Origin of the sequence: Legionella lytica (assembly GCF_044626755.1) — a bacterium.
Lineage (GTDB): Bacteria > Pseudomonadota > Gammaproteobacteria > Legionellales > Legionellaceae > Legionella > Legionella lytica_A.
The window spans coordinates 606,728-624,605 of sequence record NZ_JBGORX010000001.1; the positions used below are offsets into that span (position 1 = coordinate 606,728).

A 17,878-nucleotide genomic window follows, 5' to 3' on the forward strand; every position below is an offset into this window, starting at 1 on the left:
GGTATATTGGTTTTCCGCGTTTACTAATGATACATTTTCGTTTCGTATATTTTCTTCTCTGCTTCTTCAAGAATCGCTGCCAATGCAAAATGTTTTAAACGATTATATTGAATATGTCCCATTGTAAAATTAACCGGATGTTCATATTTTAAAGTAGTAAATTTATTCTGTAGCCTTTTTAGAACCCCAGAGATATTCTCCTCTTGCATCCCAGGGCATAATACACAGAACTTGTCACCTTCGAGCCGAGCGATCGCATCAGAATGGCGAAAGTTGCTTAATAAGAACTGAGCAAATGTTTTTAAAACCTTATCTCCCTCATCATAACCAAATTCTTTATTGATGGATTTGAGTTCTGTTATGTCAAAATAAAGCAACATGAGGCTTTTATCATAACGAGTACACAGTTTCAGAATTTGTCTTCCAATAGTAAGAAGACCTTGGCGGTTGGAAATTTCTGTAAGGGAGTCCGTTGTGGCATAGCGATTGGTAATAAATTCTTTAGACACGGCAGTAGCAAGCTCCTTTACAATGTTTAAGTCAATATGTCCTAAGCCATTTAGTTGAGGAACTATGTCATTCATAAGACATAATGTACCAATATTAAATTGCCCATCAATTTGTAAAGGACATCCTAAATAGAATCGAATTTTAGGCTCACCAATCACTAAGGGATTATCTTTAAAACGAATGTCTTGTTGTGCATCATTAACAATCATTACTTCTTCTTGAAGGATGGTATGAGCACCAAAAGAAATTGATCTAGGTGTTTGTTGAACATGTAAGCCGTATTTAGATTTGAACCACTCTCTATCTTTATCAATTAAGGATACTAAGGCAATGGGTACTTTAAACAGTCCTTGTGCAATACGTGTAATGCGATCAAAGCGTTCTTCAGCCATTGTATCTAGAATCTGAAGATTATAGAGCGATTGTAAGCGTAGTAGCTCATTTTTGGGTGTTTCTGCATTTATCATGGTTAACTCCAAAATAATTACTGAGCGATTTTTGAAGTCTTTAAGTAAAAGTATAGTACAAAAGTATAAAAAAAATACATCTTTTGGTTTTTTTTTTCGTATGTTTTATTAGGATTTTGTTTCTACGAGAGTTCTTGAGTAAGATGATTGCGTAATAGTTCTTTTTCTTCGCTGCTTAGCGCTTGATTATTTTGGTTGGTAATGTAAAACATGTCTTCCGCACGCTCTCCAGCCGTTGCGATTTTTGCATTATGTAAATGAATATTTAAAGTCAAAAGAATACGGCTGATGGTGGCAAGAAGTCCTGGTCTATCGCCTGTTACTAAAAATAGGCGTGTAAAGTTGTTATGAGGATCATCATTATAACTGATTTGGGTCTTTACATTGAAATGAGCTAAAACTCTGGAGCGTCTTTTTTGAGCTATAGCCGGTAATTGATCCTGTTGTTTCAGGTGAAAACATAATTCTTGGCGTATGTTTTCAGATTGTAATGGGTCAATAAAAGCCTGGTTTTGCTCATCTAAAATAATATAGGTATCTAAATCGAATTGATTGTCGCAGGTAATAATCATTGCTTCTTGAATTGTGACGTGATTATTACTAAGTACTGCAGTGGTTATGGTAAAACGAGCATCCCTGTGGGGCATGTAGATAAATACCTCCGTACCACCTTGACTATGATGCGGCATGATCATAATTAAAGGGAATTGCGTGCAATTCAAGATGGCCTTCGTATGCCGTGCGATGACTTCGGGTGACTCATGTAAAAAGTATCGATCTTTAAATTGAAACCAAAGTTCTTCGACTGTGCTCGATGCAATGCCTTCCGATACTAAGATATTTAAAGCGGACTGTTTTCTTGCCCTGATTAAAGCAGTCTTATCCATGAGCTCTTGGGCTTTATGCATCATATGTTTCGCTGCTCGATATAATTCTTTGAGCAGCGAGTCCTTCCAAGCATTCCATAGTTGAGGATTAGTACCACAAATGTCTGCCACGGTGAGCAAGTATAAATAATCTAAATAATGAGGCTGAGGCAATAATTGGCAGAAATGTTTTATAGTGTTGGGATCGTAAATATCTTGGCGTTGTGCTGTTTGTGACATTAATAAATGATTACGTACTAGCCAGGTGAGTAAATCACAATCCTCTTTTTTTAAGTGGTGATTTTGCGCAAAACTCTGAGCTTCAATTGCACCTAATTCGGAGTGATCTCCCCCACGTCCTTTGGCTATATCATGGAATAATGCGCTGAGATACAGGATTTCCGGTTTATCCAATGTTGGCATGATTTGTGCACAAAGGGGAAATTGTTGGGTGTACTGTGCTTGGCTAAAGCGTGACATGTTACGCACTACGAACAGGGTGTGCTGATCTACGGTAAAGACATGGAATAAATCATATTGCATCTGGCCAGTAACCTGGGCAAAACATTCAATATAATGGGCTAAAACCCCATATTGGCTCATATAATGTAAGGCTTCATAAGGGCCTTTAGGTGTTTTTAGAATATTTATAAAGAGATCGGTGGTTTTTTTGGAGGTTTTAAAGCGCCGGCTAATCAAATAGAGTGATTCTCTAATTAAACGGATTGTACTGGCTCTGACTCCTTCGATATCAGGCCGATCAGCTATCCATAGGAATAACTTTAATAAAGCTTGAGGGCTTTGGCTAAAGACACGGTTATTCCGCACCTCAATGTATTGATTAGATAATTGAAACTCATTATCTAATGGAATTAATTTTTGTTTCGGGGATTGAGCAATGGTTTCATCAAACCACTGTAAGAGCATTTCATTTAATTCGCGATTGCTTTTTATGACCTTAAAGTAGTCTTTCATGAATTGCTCAATAGCTAGGGAATGCGGTTTATCCTCATAGCCAAAGAAACTTGCTAATTTAACTTGATAATCAAAGGAAAGTCGCTCTTCAGCCTTTTCTGCAAGACAGTGTAAGGCAAAGCGGACTCGGCAGAGAAAATGGTGACAGTGCATTAGCTTTTCATATTCTTTATCAGTGATAAATCCATAGCTAATGCCATCGGCTAATTTTTTAATATTAAAATGACGTTTACCGATACTATATAATATTTGTAGATCACGAAGCCCACCTTGACCATATTTGACGTTAGGCTCTAGGTTATAGGCTGTTTCACCGTATTTAATATCCCGTTTTTTTTGTTCTTGTAGCTTGGCAATAAAATAGTTTTTGCTGGTCCACATATGCAGCGGGTGGGTTTGATACAGCAATTCTTCCATTAAGGCGCCGCGTCCACAGAGCAAAAACATGTCCATGATGCTTGACATAACGCTAACATCCCGGCAGGCCAATTCAGCGCAGGAGGATACATTGGTAATTTGATGACTAATTTCTAACCCAACATCCCAGCAATCTTGGATGAAGGCTTGCGCGCGTTGTAATTTTGCTTTGGAGATTTTATCGGTATGCAGGAGTAATAGATCAACATCCGAATGAAGTAGGAGCTCACGTCGTCCATAACCTCCTAAAGCAAGGAGACAGAAACTATCCCCTTGATCGAGCTGGTTTTTATGAAAAAGGCTAATGAGCAGCTCATCAGTAAAGGTAACAAGGCGATGAATAACAGTGCTCACATTGGCTTTTTGATCAAAATCTTCCCGCAGTTTTTCTTTAAACTGTTTTACCGTATTTTTGAGCAGCTGATTATCGTTCTTCATCGCGTAGAGTCAAAATTTCTACACCATTGTCAGTGACCAATAGGGTATGTTCCCATTGTGCAGAAAGACTATGGTCTTTGGTAACCACGGTCCATTGATCGGGTAACAATCGGGTATGGTGTTTGCCCACATTAATCATAGGTTCTATGGTAAAGGTCATACCTGGTTCCAATTTCATCCCAGTACCTGGTACTCCATAATGTAATACTTGCGGGTCTTCATGGAAGACGCGTCCAATTCCATGTCCGCAATAATCACGAACTACGGAGCAACGGTTTTTCTCAGCATGTTGCTGAATTGCATGACCAATGTCACCTAATTGAACCCCGGGTTTCACCATCTCTATGCCGATAAATAAGCAGTCATGCGCAATTTGCACTACATGCTTGGCTTTAACGGCAGGGGCGCCGATATAAAACATTTTGCTGGTATCACCATGATAACCATCTTTAATAACGGTGATGTCAATATTAATGATATCGCCATCTTTTAATGTCTTTTTTCCTGGTATGCCATGACAAACAACGTGGTTCACCGAAGTGCATATCGATTTTGGAAAGCCATTATAATTTAGAGGTGCTGGAATAGCTTGTTGTACATTAACAATGTAATCATGACAAATAGTATTCAGCTCTTCAGTGCTAACGCCTTCTTTTACATAAGGGCCAATCATTTCAAGAACCTCGCCTGCAAGCTTGCCTGCAACGCGCATTTTTTCTATTTCGTCAGCAGTTTTTATGGTAACGGCCATGTGGTGAACCCCAAAATAGTAGTGTGGAACAGCGTGAATAGTAGCATAATTGATTATTGAGCAACAGTATTTGACTTATTTATGAGTCATTTATCAACACGGAACGTTCGCTGCTAACTTCTTCCCAGCCAGCCCTCAACTTATCAGACTATACTTAATATAAGAAATTGCTGTCCAACCCAAGGAACTAAAATGATGTATCAAGAGCGCATAGTTCTATTTATAGCATGTCTATTTATTTATTCCATCTCCTTCGCCCATGCTCATCGATGTCATCATGGAGGTAGTAAGCATCATGTGGTCTATGTTAATGTTAATCCTAATCTTAATAGTTACCAACAACCCTATTATAATAATGTCTGGTATATTGAGGGGAGCCGTGGGAATGTGTATCGTGCGGGTGGTCACCATGGTGACTGGTATAATGAGGGGGGGATTGCGACTATTAATACCGGTGGAGATGCAGCGTGGTTTGATAATAGTTTAAATAATGAAGAGGTTATAGGAACTCCTGTGAGTGGACATTTTGATCCTTCCTGTATGACAATCCAAACCTGTACCTATGAGGGCCACTGCATTACGCAGCATAAATGTGATTAATATGGATAATAATGAATAAAAAGAAATTCCAATGGGCAGTAGTGGGAGCAGGGCCTGCGGGCATTGCCGCAGTAGGAAAATTATTAGATCAGGGTATTTCATCTAATGATATTTTATGGATTGACCCTCATTTCAACGTGGGTGACTTAGGACTTTTATGGCGTAATGTTTCAAGTAATACGAGCGTAAAATATTTCACTAGCTTCTTAAGTGACGTGCGTTCTTTTAACTATGAAAAGGCACCTGATTTTGCATTAAAGCATTTGCCGAAAGAGGAAACCTGCACTTTGGGTTATGCGGTAGAGCCCTTGCAGTGGATTTGTACGAATTTGATGCAGAAGGTGCATGCAGTAAAGGCAATGATTCATAATATGTTTCTAGCGCAGCGAATGTGGACTTTATCTACAGCTACTGAATCCTATCAAGCTAAAAATGTTATTTTGGCTACAGGCGCCTCGGCTTCTTCATTGAACTATCCCGGTCTTAATGTCATTCCTTTTGATATTGCCATTGATAAAGAAAAATTGGCTGCAGAGCTTAATCTTAGTGATACTTATGGTGTATTCGGCTCATCACATTCTGCCATTATCATCGTGCGTTATTTAGTGGAACTTGGGGTGAAAAAAGTAATTAATTTTTATCGATCACCTTGTCGTTATGCGATTGAGATGGACGATTGGATTCTTTTTGATAATACCGGGCTGAAAGGGCAAACGGCTGCTTGGGCAAGAGAAAATATTGATGGTGTATTGCCCGCCAATTTAGTACGTTACAATACTTCTGAGCCTAATATTGCACGTTATTTGCCTGAATGCGATCGGGTTGTTTATGCAGTTGGTTTTGAAAAGCGTAAAAATATTATGATTGGTGATTATGAGGATACACGCCATAATCCCCATGTAGGTATTATTGGACCTGGTTTATTTGGTTTAGGAATAGCTTACCCGGAAAGCAAAACCGACCCATTTGGTAATGTAGAGTCACAGGTAGGGCTATGGAAGTTCATGGTCTATCTTAATAAAGTGATGCCTGTTTGGTTTAAATATCATACTTAATAAACGCCGCCATCATTGCGAAAGTAGTGAAGCACCCATGTTTTGTGCCACGCGCTCCTGGCAATGACGTGGATTAGGACAGGTCCAATAACTGCTACCATTATTACCAATAACAATTATGTTCTGTGCTTCACATTCTTGGGTTGCGTCGTTATGTCTCCATAATGATGGATATTCAACTCTGTCATTGCAAATGGAGTGAAGCAACTCAGGGTGTCAGGCTTCGATCTTTTAATTTACTCTGCCCCCATCCATATTTAATCATTTAAATGATGATTTTTTTTGAACGAGAGAGAAAAAATTTGTAAACTATGCGCCTATTTTTAGGAGATTATCATTTTAAACACGAGACGACCGAGTTACTGGTCAAGTGAACTGATTACTTTATTAGGCAGTTTATTTTTTACTCTTGCATACAATGCCTCGTTCTGGGCAGAATTATTAAGTGGCAAAGAATTAACATCAGCACATACGTGGCTCATTATTTTTTGTACTGGAATCGCAATTACAGGATTGCAGTGGTTTCTATTATTGCTGGTTATTAACCGTTGGACTTTTAAATGGTTTATGATTAGTTTGTTTTTAGTCACATCCATTATGGTCTATTTCATGAATACCTTTCATGTCTATATTGATCCCAATATGGTGACTAATGCCATCAGTACCGATTACCAGGAAAGCAAAGAATTACTACAATGGCGAATTATTCCTTATCTTTTGTTACTAGGAGTACTACCCAGTTGGATTGTCTGGAATATTCGTATTTATAAACGCAATTTACTTTCATACTGGACTGGCCGTTTTGGCTGCCTATTCTTATCTGTTCTTATGTTTTTTGGCGGTGGATGGGCTGTTTATAATGATTTAAGTCCGATACATCGCGCCAAAAAAGAAATTGTCTATTTAGTTACACCCTTAAATCTATTTTCGTCTTCAGCAAAGGTTTATTGGAGAGAGCAGAAAACGAAGGCCAACCAAACAAGAAAACTGATTGCAAAAGACGCACAGCAAATACCCAGGCCTGAGGGAACCAAGCCGCGAGTGATTGTTCTGGTGATTGGTGAAACGGTGCGTGCCGCAAATTGGGGATTAAGCGATTACAACCGCCAGACAACCCCAGAATTAGGCAGGCACCAGCTTATTAATTTTAGCCAGGTAAGCAGCTGTGGTACCTCAACCGCCGTATCTTTACCTTGTATGTTTTCTCCATATGGTCTTCACCACTATGATGAAAAACGTATTAAGCAAAGCGAATCATTTCTGCACTTGTTAAGTCGTTTAAATATTTCAATATTGTGGCGCGATAATCAATCAGGTTGTAAGGGCGTATGTGATGGATTGCCTATGGAGAAATTAAAAATTGAAGCCCTATGCAAGAATGGTCGTTGCTTTGATGAAATTCTGTTACATCAATTAAAAGAAAAAATTAGTTCAGGTAAGGGCGATCAATTGATTGTCTTACATATGCTGGGTAATCATGGGCCAGCTTACTATGAGCGCTACCCTGAGCAATTCAAGCGTTGGCAGCCAACTTGTGATACGGCAGATTTAGCGAGTTGTTCTCAGGAATCAATAGTTAATACTTATGATAATGCTATTTTGTACACAGATACGGTTTTAGCTCGTGCACTTGATGAATTAAGTACCATCACCACACATGATACAGGATTAATTTATGTTTCTGACCACGGTGAATCACTTGGAGAACATAATTTATTCCTGCACGGATTACCTTATTTCATGGCCCCTGATGAGCAGAAAAAGGTACCTATGATTTTTTGGTCATCGAAAGGATTGTCGGAACAATTGGCGCTTGATAACGAGTGCATGCAGAGCAAGAAAGAACAACAGGTTTCACATGACTACCTTTTTTCAACGATGTTGTCGTTATTTGATGTTAAAACAAAGAGTTATGATAAGAAGTACGATTTGTTGCATACGTGTCGAAAACGATGAGCAATAGAGCCAAGAACACCGATGCCATTGTGAATTTAGCACCACAATGGCGGAGGTTGTCTAAGTCATAAGCTTAGCTTATCCCTTTGTTTGATAATGCCAAAATTTAGGCAAGAAATAACAACAAATACCTACGCCTAAAATACATAATATTCCGCCAGAAATAAGCGCTGTACCAATTCCTAAGCTTGACGCAATAAAACCTGCGCGAGTATCGCCTAATTTAGGGCCGCTCAAATAACTAATCATCTCAATTCCCGCTAAACGGCCACGTAGTTCAGTAGGAATCGTGTTATTCCAAAGAGTTACTCTAAATATACCGCTGATGGCATCAAATGCACCTGCCAGAGCGAGAAATAAGAGTGCAAGCCATAGTGATTTTGATAAACCAAAACCAATAATCGCGGCTCCCCATAGTGCTGCAGCAACTGCAATCGCTTTACCATCGTGAGTAATTTTGGAGGTCCAGCCACTAAAGAATGAAACAATCAATGAGCCTACGGCGGGGGCTGAGTAAAGTAATCCTAAAGTTTGGGGGCCACCAAAGGATTGAGCAATTGCGGGCAACAGTGCATTAGGCATCGCAAAAATCATGGCAAAAAAGTCAACCGTATAGCTACCCACTAATTCTTGTCGGCTAAACGCAAAAGAAATACCTTGTTTCAGAGATAACAAAATAGAGGGATGTTCTTCTGCCACAGGTTTAGGAATGTGATGCATGTTCATTAAGGTAATTAATGAAAGGAAAAAGGTAAGCAAATCGATAAGATAGGTAATGACAATACCATGATGAGCAAGAATCAATCCGGCAATTGCTGGAGCTATAATCATACAAAAGCTGTATTTAAATGCAGATAAAGCACCTACATCCTTATAATCCTGCGGGTCAACAATTTGCTGAGTAATGCTGTCATAAGCTGGACGATGCAATCCTGTGATCGCCGACATTGTTGCTGAGGTAATAAAAATAAGAATTAATGACGGATTTTCCTGGTAGGAGTTTAATGCAAGCAATAAACATCCAACACCAAGTAGTAGTTCACTAATAATTAATAATAAACGTCGATTGTAGCGATCCGCAAACACCCCGCCAATCAGTGCTGTAATTAAAAGAGGCAGTAGCTGCACCAGACTTAAAAGGCCAACCATCCAGGTGGATTGAGTGAGGTGATAGATTTGGTAGGGAAGTGCCACACTACTGATCATGGTCCCAACAAAAGAAATAAATTGTCCTAAATAAAGTAATCGGAAATCACGATTTCTTTTAAGAATGGATAGGTTAAGAAGATGACTCATATTGGGCAATATCCAAAAAGCACAAATGAAAAGAGCGATTTTATGCTTTTTCGTTGATTGAATACAAATAAAATTTTCCTGATGGAGCTTGTTTTTCATTTTGAGTTTTGCCACTTGGTTTGGCCATATAATGGACTTAAAGGTCAAAATAAGGTAAGATGCGCGTTTTTGAGAGAGGATTTCTATGAGAGTTTTTATTTTTGGGGCGCAAGGCACTGGTAAAACGGAGTTATTAAAACAATTAATCAATCAAAAAGCTACGAACCTCAGCTCCCCAGACTATAAGACAACAATAGGTCCGGATTTTCAAATGCTAGATGGCATGCAGATTTGGGATTCTCCTGGAACCAATGGCCCCAATAAGAATTTTAATGTACCTTTTATGGCTGGAGCCAAGGTAGGTATCTATTGCATTAATTTATCTAAAGTGCTCGATGAGCGTGTTCTAGAGCAAATGAAAACAGATGTTTCATTGTTTCAAATTAGAAGTGGCAATGCAAAACTCATTTTAGTTGGTACCTTTAGTGACCAAGCTTTAGAAGAAAATACCGTAGAGTCATTGCGTAATAAATTGGATGAATTTGGTTTTACAGATGTACTCACAGCAACCACCAACAAATCTCATGGCACGCATTCAGTACTTAGGATGCTTCAACACAATAAGAAATTAGATAAAATAGAAGCTTTGCGCAATGGTTTATCGGCTAATGCGGGTTTATATAGCGCTTTAGATAAGTTAATTAATCAAGTAGATCGTTTAGGACTGCAAGGTGAAGAAATTGATTTTCTGAGCGATGAGGTGAAGACATTGCTTATCAAGATAACTAATCCTCAGGCTCTAGATAAAACGAAAGCCTATGATGAGTTCCTTGCAAATTGCGACGCCAAGTTTACCGATAAATATCATAGTCTTAAGGCTGCGATTAAAGCGTTTTCGGCAGCAGTTTTCGTTACTGCGTTAGCAGCAAGTCTGTTTTTTGGTGCTGGTATTTTCTTGGGTGCTTGGGCTGGTACTGCTACATTTTTTGCGGCATTAGTCGAGAGCACATCTGCGGCTACAGCCTTTTCTGCTGGAACTTCTGCAACGGCTATCATTTCGTTAGCATATTATGGGAATAGCTTTTTCCAGAAGCCAGTGAATAATGTAGCGGGTGAATTTATAGAAAGCGTAAAAAATGTGGACATTGATGAGTTGAATCTTAATGGCATTTAAGTAATAGCATTATTCATGTTGCTTGATACTGTTATCGAGCGAATTACCGTGGTCAATCCGCGGTAATTTGAGAGTAAGAATGATTTTAAGAAACTGCTAAATCAAGCTACACTATTAGATAATGGTATGAAAAATTAATGGATATTGGAAAACAGTTCAGCCTAGGGGAAGAGCAAAATCATGGACATGCATGCAAGCCAATTAATTCGTTCCTCAGTCATTAGTATTGTAATCCTGTTGTTACTCCTTTTTATCCCCGCAGGGACTTTGAATTATTGGCAAGGTTGGGTTTATACCTTGGTGTTTCTTACTGCCTCCTCTGCATATACTTTGTATTTAGCAAAACATGATCCCGCATTACTTAAACGTCGTACTGAGGCTGGTGTCTCCTATGAAAAGGAATTGGCACAGAAAATTATTATTTCTTTGCTTTTTGTGATTTGTATTGCGCTAGTTATTTTATCTTCACTTGACGTTCGTTTCGCTTGGTCTCACATGCCATGGTACTTCTCTATGCTGGGCAATCTACTCGTAGTTATCTCCTTTTATATTTTTTACCTCGTTTCCAAAGTAAATACCTATGCTGCGGCTAATATTCGGGTTGAAGAGGGACAGCAAGTTATTTCTAGTGGCTTATACGGGCATGTTCGTCATCCAATGTATTTGGGTGCTCTATTTCTTTTTGTCGGTACTCCAGTTGCTCTCGGCTCCTGGTGGGCTCTTCTTTTAATGCCTATCTTATTCGTAGTTTTAGTTGCTCGTATTTTGAATGAGGAGAGCGTATTGGTACGGGATTTACCTGGATATCCAGAGTATCAAAAGAAAGTTAGATATCGTTTAATACCCTTAATTTGGTAATGACCATTTCTTTAGGCCATGATGTGATAACCACTATCAATGTAAATCGTATCTCCTGTAATGCTCTTTGCATAATCACTGGCAAGAAAAGTTACCATGGCACCAATGTCATTGATATTCGCTAAGGACCCAAGAGGGGATTTATGTGCAGCATCTCGAATTAACTCATCAAATTTGTCTAAACCGGACGCAGCACGTGTTTTAAGCGGCCCTGGAGATATGGCTATGACTCGAATATGTTCTGGACCGAGTTCTGCCGCCATATAGCGTACTGAGGCTTCTAATGCTGCTTTCACTGGACCCATGAGATTATAATTGCTCACCACTTTCTCCGCCCCATAGAATGACATAGCAAATAGGGAGCCGCCATTTTTCATTAAAGGCTTGGCGAGGTTTGCTATACGTATGAAGGAATGACAGGAAATATCCATGGCCAGCAAAAACCCCTCTTTTGATGACGCGAATAGGGGGCCGTGTAAATCCTCTGTGGGGGCGAAGGCAATTGAATGCACAATAATATCAATTTGGCCCCAGGTTTTGCTAATTTCGGCAAATAAATCAGTTAAATCTTGGTCATGAGTTACATTGCAATGCCTATAAATGAATGGCTCAAGTTCTTGGGCAATGGGATCAACAAAGGGTTTGGCTTTTTCATTAAGGTAGGTAATTGCTAATTCTACGCCAGCGGTCTTTAACATGCGGGCACATCCATAAGCAATAGAGCTGTCATTGGCAATACCAATTACCAAGGCTTTTTTTCCTGAAAGTAAGCTCTTATCCATGGCGTTTCCTTCACTCCTGTTTTATTTAATTATACATGACAATTTTTGTTTTTAAATTTGCTCTATAATTTAAAGATAACGTTCCTTAAGGAAGGGAATCTTCATGTTAAACAATCCACTCGACAATCGCTCACTCTATAATTGGTATGACTGGGGAATGAATGTTCTCCAACCTTACTCAGATTATTGTTTAATTCTGTCAAAACGATATAAGCGTATTACGGATAGCATGAGTTTACCTATTAACATCCCTTACATGTCCGACATGCAAAAAGAAATGATAAAAGGAAGTTTGGAGTCAGTAATTAAATATTATCGCGGGCTCACAGGCTATTGCTATGTAGCACATATGGTTACTAATTTTTATGAAAAGCCTAAGTTTGGGATTATTGATGTAAAAATTGGTGATGATTATTACGATATTGTTAAAATGGTCGTGGATCGTAAAAGCTTTTGTGATTTAGTCCATTTCAAGAAGAAAGGCGTTAAAGAGGATGCTTTTCCTAAAATGCTGCTGGTTGCGCCCATGTCGGGTCATCATGCAACTTTATTACGTGATACAGTAAAAAGCTTGCTACCTTATTATGATGTGTACATTACTGATTGGAAAAATGCTCGGGATGTTCCTTTAAGCGAAGGTTCATTCGATTTAGATAACTTCATCGAATATGTTATTTCTTATTTTAAGTTGTTAGCCCCTAATCTAAATGTCATGGCTATTTGCCAACCAACCGTTCCTGTATTAGCTGCTTTAGCATTAATGTCTACGGAAAACGACCCTAAACTTCCTACAAGTGCGGTACTCTTAGGTGGTCCAATTGATACCTCCAAATCACCTACGGTAGTTAATGATCTTGCTGTTTCACGAAGGGATGACTGGTTTCAGCAAAATGTTATTTCTATGGTTCCCTCTCGTTTTCCAGGTGCCATGCGGCTTGTCTATCCTGGATTTATGCAGCTCTCAGGATTCCTAAGCATGAACATGCAACGGCATATCGAAGCTTTGCAGAAGGCCATTGATGACTATGCGGAAAATAAACACGAAGAAGCATTAAAAACGGTGCAATTTTATCTTGAATATTTCTCTACCATGGATTTAACCGCTGAATTTTATATGCAAACAATTAATACTGTTTTTCAGGAGCAATTGTTAGCTAGGGGGCATTATAAATCACGAGGGAAAGACATACGCTTACATGATATAAAGAAAACCTCCCTTTTAATTATTGAAGGGGAGCGTGACGATATTACTGGACTTGGACAAACTAAATCCGTATTGACCCTATGTAAAAATCTACCGGCTAAAATGAAAAAATACGTTTTAGTGGAAGGGGTCGGTCATTATGGATTATTTAATGGCAGTAAGTTCCGCAACAAAATTGTCCCTGAAATCAATAGCTTCATTAAAATACATGGTAATTTTAATGCAGGAAGTGGCGTTCACCATGTGTTTAAAAAAACAAAACGTTAGTTGTTGATTGTTTTAAAAAGATGCTTATACAGTGAGGGAACATAATGAGCATTATTCATTACAAAAATATACGGGAAATTACGGGGGACATTCTTAAGATTTCAGTCCCTTCAGCATCGGGCACTCATTTAATTGATGTGCCTCGATTAGATGATTTAGCATTAATCCATCCCTCTTCCGGGCCTGCTTTATTGGCTCAAATTACTCATTTGCAAGAAGACATTGTTACTCTCCAGGTCTATGGCAGCACCAAAGGATTGTCCACAGACTCCTCGGTGACTTTTTTAGGACAGCCTATGATGGTGAGCTATTCTGCTAATATTCTTGGGCGAGTTTTTAATGGCACGGGCAAACCAATTGATGGGGGGCCTAATTTAGATCAGGATGATAAAACACCTATTAGCACGGCAACGGTTAATCCAGCACGTCGCACCTTAGCCTCCAAAATGATACGTACTAATATTCCAATGATTGACGTATTTAATTGTTTAGTGGAAAGCCAAAAAATACCGGTATTTTCCATTGCAGGTGAGCCATATAACGAATTACTTGCCAAAATTGCAACTCAAGCTGATGCCGATATTATTGTTTTTGGTGGTATGGGCTTACTCTTTGATGATTACTATGCTTTTCGTAAAACATTTGAAGATCATGGTTCTATTGCACGTACAGTAATGTTTGTTAATCAGGCTTCAGATCCTATTTTGGAACGTTTATTAATCCCTGATATGGCTTTAGCTGTTGCGGAAAAAATGGCGGTCGAAGAGGGAAAGCGTGTTTTAGTACTGTTAACGGACATGACGGCTTTTGCTGATGCGTTGAAAGAAGTTGGTATTGCAATGGAACGAGTACCTTCAAATCGCGGCTACATGGGCGATTTATATTCGCAATTAGCGCGTCGATATGAAAAGGCTTGTGATTTCCAAGGGGCAGGCTCAGTTACCATTTTATCGGTAACTACCATGCCAGGAAATGATGTGACCCATCCTGTACCAGATAACACGGGATACATCACTGAAGGGCAGTTTTATTTGCACTCAGGTGCTATTGATCCTTTCGGTTCTTTATCCCGATTAAAACAACATGTGATAGGCAAACAAACTCGCGATGATCATGGGCAAATCATGAATGCGATGATTCGCTTTTTCTCTGCTGCCTGTGAGGCAGAGCAAAAACAAGCCATGGCTTTTGAAATCTCTGAATTTGATGAACGCTTATTAAAATTTGGCCGTTTATTTCGTGAACGATTCATGGACATTAAAGTGTCTATTCCTTTGGAAAAAGCCTTAGATTTATGCTGGCAAACTTTAGCTGAATGTTTCCATGAGAATGAATTACTGATTAAGCAGGAATTGGTTGATAAATATTTTAATATCCAGGTAGCCCAGGAGAATAAGCATGACGCAACCCAAGCTTAATAAAACCTCACTTAGTCTGGAGCAAAAAAACTTAAAGAATTATAAGAAATATTTGCCATCCTTGGAGTTAAAAAGGAAAAAGCTATTATCTGAACGAGGCATTGTTGCTGAACAAAAGGTGTTGTTAAAAGAAAAAGAAAACGAACTGAAAACGACCATAGAAAACCAGTTACCTATGGTTAATGAGCAGATCAATGCTTTGGCTCAATACGTTCAGGTGAAGGAAATTGATATTCAAGAGGAAAACATCGTTGGAGTCAAATTGCCGGTATTGAAATCAATTCAATTGACTATTCTCGACTATCCCTATCTAAATACACCTCATTGGTTTGAGGCTCTAATCCATCGGATGGCTGAGCTTCTTGAAATTCGCCTAGGATTGAAAATAGCTTTATCACGATTACAGTTATTAGATAAGGCAATTCAAACCGTCACCCAACGGAAAAATTTATTTGAAAAAGTATTAATTCCGAATGCCTTAACTCATATTCGCTTAATACAGATTTTTTTATCTGATAATGAACGTGCAGCAGTCGTCCGATCAAAAATTGCTAAAAAGAAAAGGCAACGATTATGAGCATCGCGGCCTTTAAAAAAGTAACCCTCTTAGGACTTAGCGGCTGCAAGTCAGAGATTTTACGTGCGCTGCAAAAATTAGGCTGCCTCCAGCTGATTACGATTAATGCGGCAAACAAATCGGCATTAACTAGCTCATCTACGACCTTACATGATCAGATAAAAGCCAGCTTACGCTATATTCAGGATTCACCCGAACAAGGTACGCCACGTTTATTTTGGAAAAATAGCAATCCGGATCATGTGGTGAAACAGATTTTAGAGAATCAACAGGCACTGAGAGATTGCATCGATCAACGTGATTTCTTAAGGGAGCGAATTCGAGGGCTCTCTGAGTGGGGGCATTTTAGATTTCCTGTTGAAGCTGATTTGCATGGAATAAAGCTTTGGTTTTATAAAATACCACTGAAATACTTAGCCATCCTTCCTAAGGATAGACCCTTACAGGAATTGTACCGAAATAATCTGTTTATTTATGTGGTCATCCTTGCTGAAGAGGAACCTCAAGAAGAGAGCTTTTCCTCCTATCGGATACATACGGGTGCTATTGCTTTAAATGATCTTTTCGAGGAATTAGATGAGCTTAATGAGCAGATAGAAGATCTTATTGAAGAACGGCGTAGTTTGACTCGTTTTCGTTATTTATTAGCTAAAAAAGTCGCTCAGTTTGCTGATCGTTCGGAATTGCAAAAGGCATCTGAAAAAACAATGGAGCATCAAGAGTTTTTCGTGCTTCAAGGCTGGATTCCTGAAGCGCAAGCGTCTGCTGTGTGTGCTTTTTGTAATGAGCATCAAATAGGACTTACCATTGATGAGCCTGAAGCAGGTGAATTACCTCCCACTTTATTAGAATCAAGCCCTTGGTTAAAGGGAGGGCAGGAGTTGGTGCGTTTCTACCAAACACCTGGATATCATGCATTAGATCCCTCAATAAGTGTTTTTTTCTCCTTCGCCATTTTTTTTGCCATTATTTTAGCGGATGCTGGTTACGGGCTTATTCTGGCCTTATTTACTTTTTTAGGGTGGAAACATCTAGGAAAATATAATGTAGGGCAATGGCTTAGACCTTTACTGGTAGTGATTTGCATCTTTTCAATTATTTATGGGGTTATGCTGGGCAGTTATTGGGGCGTTGAACCTAAAAAGGGAACTTTTCTCGCTAGCTTGCACCTGCTCGATATTCATAATTTTAAAAACATGATGATTTTTACCATCCTCATAGGCTGTCTTCATATTTGTATTGGTTGTGGTATGCGGATTTGGTTTGCCCATCATCTGAATGAAAAACTGCAAGCACTAGGATTTATTTTATTAATTAGTGCCGTATTACTATTTTCCGCAGGCTCAATACAACACACAGAGCTTTTAACTCATTTGGGTATCTTCCTTGTAATTCCCAGTATTTTGATGATTATGATTTTTGCTTCAAATGAGCCGGTGACTAATTTTACAAGTTTTGCAAAACGAGTGATGTATGGCGCCGCCTCCATTGTAGAGTTGCCCTCATTATTTGGTGATGTTCTCAGCTATTTGCGTTTGTTTGCATTAGGTTTGGCGGGCGCATCAATGGCGATTACCTTCAATACCATTGCACAGACTATAGCTCCTACAAGTTGGGTTTTGGCCTTTATTGTTTTAATTGCAGGGCAGGCTTTGAATTTTGGTTTATGTTTAATGAGTGCAGTAATACACGGGCTTCGATTGAATTACATTGAGTTTTTCAAGTGGTCAGTCAAAGAGGATGGATATAACTATCAACCATTTAAGAAGCAGGAGATTTCTCATGAATGAGTTAATGGTAATGTTTGGGTGGATGGGAATATTTGCCCCTATGGCATTAGGAACGGTAGGTAGTATTTATGGCTGTGCCATTGCCGGGCAAGCAGCTATTGGTGTCATGCTAGATACTGAGAGCGGCTATGGTAAATACATAGGGGTTTCCGTGCTTCCTTCAACCCAAGCAATTTTTGGGATTGTGATTATGTTTACTTTAAATCGAACAGTTACCCCGCAAGTTGCAGGTGGCTTATTTGGAATAGGGATGTTAACCGGTATTGCATTGATGCTTTGTGCGATTCAACAAGGCTATTGTTGTGCCAGTGCTATTAATGCAACTAAAAATAAACCAGAGATTTTTGGATTATCCATTGCACCGGCAGCAATTGTTGAAGGCTTTGCGGTATTTATATTTGTGTTTGCGCTTGTTCTGAGTGCTGGACTTAAATAGGA

At 39.0% G+C, this 17,878-nt stretch carries 15 protein-coding genes; 10 read left to right on the forward strand and 5 right to left on the reverse strand.

Translation table 11 applies throughout. The annotated features are described in order from the left end of the window. Nucleotides 1-23 precede the first annotated feature (23 nt). From ACD661_RS02520 to map, 3 genes are all read right to left on the reverse strand, one after another. Nucleotides 24-977 (reverse strand): sensor domain-containing diguanylate cyclase, encoded by a 954-nt coding sequence (locus ACD661_RS02520; protein ID WP_400186074.1) that lies wholly within the window; start codon nt 975-977, stop codon nt 24-26. Nucleotides 978-1,099: 122 nt separating this feature from the next. After that, the gene (gene glnD / locus ACD661_RS02525) at nt 1,100-3,673 is read right to left on the reverse strand and encodes a [protein-PII] uridylyltransferase (RefSeq protein WP_400186075.1); all 2,574 of its coding nucleotides are present in this window, start codon (nt 3,671-3,673) and stop codon (nt 1,100-1,102) included. After that, nucleotides 3,660-4,424: a type I methionyl aminopeptidase gene (gene map / locus ACD661_RS02530; RefSeq protein ID WP_400186077.1), complete on the reverse strand. Its 765-nt coding sequence runs from the start codon at nt 4,422-4,424 to the stop codon at nt 3,660-3,662. The genes glnD and map overlap by 14 nt, the downstream gene beginning before the upstream one ends. Nucleotides 4,425-4,616: 192 nt before the next feature. On the opposite strand from map, the gene ACD661_RS02535 reads away from it, so the two are divergent. The 3 genes from ACD661_RS02535 to ACD661_RS02545 all read left to right on the forward strand — a co-directional run bounded on the left by ACD661_RS02535 (nt 4,617) and on the right by ACD661_RS02545 (nt 8,035). Then, entirely contained in the window at nt 4,617-5,024 is a 408-nt protein-coding gene (locus tag ACD661_RS02535) for a hypothetical protein (protein WP_400186079.1), read from the forward strand. An 11-nt stretch (nt 5,025-5,035) separates the two neighbouring features. Then, nucleotides 5,036-6,079, forward strand: coding sequence for an FAD-dependent oxidoreductase (locus ACD661_RS02540; protein WP_400186080.1), 1,044 nt, complete (start codon nt 5,036-5,038; stop codon nt 6,077-6,079). Nucleotides 6,080-6,457: 378 nt separating this feature from the next. Then, nucleotides 6,458-8,035 (forward strand): phosphoethanolamine transferase, encoded by a 1,578-nt coding sequence (locus tag ACD661_RS02545; protein WP_400187210.1) that lies wholly within the window; start codon nt 6,458-6,460, stop codon nt 8,033-8,035. Nucleotides 8,036-8,113: 78 nt separating this feature from the next. Here ACD661_RS02545 and ACD661_RS02550 read toward each other — a convergent pair whose 3' ends face one another. Further along, complete coding sequence (locus ACD661_RS02550) at nt 8,114-9,331, reverse strand: MFS transporter (protein WP_400187211.1); 1,218 nt, start codon at nt 9,329-9,331, stop codon at nt 8,114-8,116. 184 nt (nt 9,332-9,515) lie between these two features. Here ACD661_RS02550 and ACD661_RS02555 point away from each other — a divergent pair, with 184 nt between their 5' ends. Further along, nucleotides 9,516-10,544 (forward strand): Rab family GTPase, encoded by a 1,029-nt coding sequence (locus tag ACD661_RS02555; RefSeq protein ID WP_400186081.1) that lies wholly within the window; start codon nt 9,516-9,518, stop codon nt 10,542-10,544. A 180-nt stretch (nt 10,545-10,724) separates the two neighbouring features. After that, on the forward strand, nt 10,725-11,402 hold the full coding sequence (locus ACD661_RS02560; RefSeq protein WP_400186082.1) for a methyltransferase family protein: 678 nt from the start codon (nt 10,725-10,727) through the stop codon (nt 11,400-11,402). Nucleotides 11,403-11,413: 11 nt separating this feature from the next. Here the strand turns inward: ACD661_RS02560 and fabI are convergent, their stop codons facing one another. After that, nucleotides 11,414-12,184, reverse strand: a complete 771-nt coding sequence (fabI, locus tag ACD661_RS02565; protein WP_400186084.1) for an enoyl-ACP reductase FabI — start codon at nt 12,182-12,184, stop codon at nt 11,414-11,416. Nucleotides 12,185-12,287: 103 nt separating this feature from the next. Here fabI and phaZ point away from each other — a divergent pair, with 103 nt between their 5' ends. The 5 genes from phaZ to ACD661_RS02590 are packed head-to-tail and all read left to right on the forward strand — an operon-like array spanning nt 12,288 to nt 17,876. Further along, nucleotides 12,288-13,655: a polyhydroxyalkanoate depolymerase gene (phaZ, locus tag ACD661_RS02570; protein WP_400186086.1), complete on the forward strand. Its 1,368-nt coding sequence runs from the start codon at nt 12,288-12,290 to the stop codon at nt 13,653-13,655. A gap of 44 nt (nt 13,656-13,699) precedes the next feature. Continuing rightward, nucleotides 13,700-15,073, forward strand: coding sequence for a V-type ATP synthase subunit B (locus ACD661_RS02575; RefSeq protein WP_400186088.1), 1,374 nt, complete (start codon nt 13,700-13,702; stop codon nt 15,071-15,073). Beyond that, nucleotides 15,054-15,650, forward strand: coding sequence for a V-type ATP synthase subunit D (locus ACD661_RS02580; protein ID WP_400186090.1), 597 nt, complete (start codon nt 15,054-15,056; stop codon nt 15,648-15,650). Before ACD661_RS02575 ends, ACD661_RS02580 begins: the two co-directional genes overlap by 20 nt. Beyond that, on the forward strand, nt 15,647-17,440 hold the full coding sequence (locus ACD661_RS02585; protein WP_400186091.1) for a V-type ATP synthase subunit I: 1,794 nt from the start codon (nt 15,647-15,649) through the stop codon (nt 17,438-17,440). Before ACD661_RS02580 ends, ACD661_RS02585 begins: the two co-directional genes overlap by 4 nt. Beyond that, a complete protein-coding gene (locus ACD661_RS02590; protein ID WP_400186093.1) occupies nt 17,433-17,876 on the forward strand; it encodes an ATP synthase subunit C in 444 nt (147 codons plus the stop codon). The genes ACD661_RS02585 and ACD661_RS02590 overlap by 8 nt, the downstream gene beginning before the upstream one ends. The last annotated feature ends 2 nt before the right edge of the window (nt 17,877-17,878 follow it).

What these genes read in the sequence shown, in the direction of transcription:
- ACD661_RS02520 (WP_400186074.1), bottom strand. Translation starts at nt 977, where the DNA reads ATGATAAATGCAGAAACACCCAAAAATGAGCTACTACGCTTACAATCG.
- glnD (WP_400186075.1), bottom strand. Translation starts at nt 3,673, where the DNA reads ATGAAGAACGATAATCAGCTGCTCAAAAATACGGTAAAACAGTTTAAA.
- map (WP_400186077.1), bottom strand. Translation starts at nt 4,424, where the DNA reads ATGGCCGTTACCATAAAAACTGCTGACGAAATAGAAAAAATGCGCGTT.
- ACD661_RS02535 (WP_400186079.1), top strand. Translation starts at nt 4,617, where the DNA reads ATGATGTATCAAGAGCGCATAGTTCTATTTATAGCATGTCTATTTATT.
- ACD661_RS02540 (WP_400186080.1), top strand. Translation starts at nt 5,036, where the DNA reads ATGAATAAAAAGAAATTCCAATGGGCAGTAGTGGGAGCAGGGCCTGCG.
- ACD661_RS02550 (WP_400187211.1), bottom strand. Translation starts at nt 9,331, where the DNA reads ATGAGTCATCTTCTTAACCTATCCATTCTTAAAAGAAATCGTGATTTC.
- ACD661_RS02555 (WP_400186081.1), top strand. Translation starts at nt 9,516, where the DNA reads ATGAGAGTTTTTATTTTTGGGGCGCAAGGCACTGGTAAAACGGAGTTA.
- ACD661_RS02560 (WP_400186082.1), top strand. Translation starts at nt 10,725, where the DNA reads ATGGACATGCATGCAAGCCAATTAATTCGTTCCTCAGTCATTAGTATT.
- fabI (WP_400186084.1), bottom strand. Translation starts at nt 12,184, where the DNA reads ATGGATAAGAGCTTACTTTCAGGAAAAAAAGCCTTGGTAATTGGTATT.
- phaZ (WP_400186086.1), top strand. Translation starts at nt 12,288, where the DNA reads ATGTTAAACAATCCACTCGACAATCGCTCACTCTATAATTGGTATGAC.
- ACD661_RS02575 (WP_400186088.1), top strand. Translation starts at nt 13,700, where the DNA reads ATGAGCATTATTCATTACAAAAATATACGGGAAATTACGGGGGACATT.
- ACD661_RS02580 (WP_400186090.1), top strand. Translation starts at nt 15,054, where the DNA reads ATGACGCAACCCAAGCTTAATAAAACCTCACTTAGTCTGGAGCAAAAA.
- ACD661_RS02585 (WP_400186091.1), top strand. Translation starts at nt 15,647, where the DNA reads ATGAGCATCGCGGCCTTTAAAAAAGTAACCCTCTTAGGACTTAGCGGC.
- ACD661_RS02590 (WP_400186093.1), top strand. Translation starts at nt 17,433, where the DNA reads ATGAATGAGTTAATGGTAATGTTTGGGTGGATGGGAATATTTGCCCCT.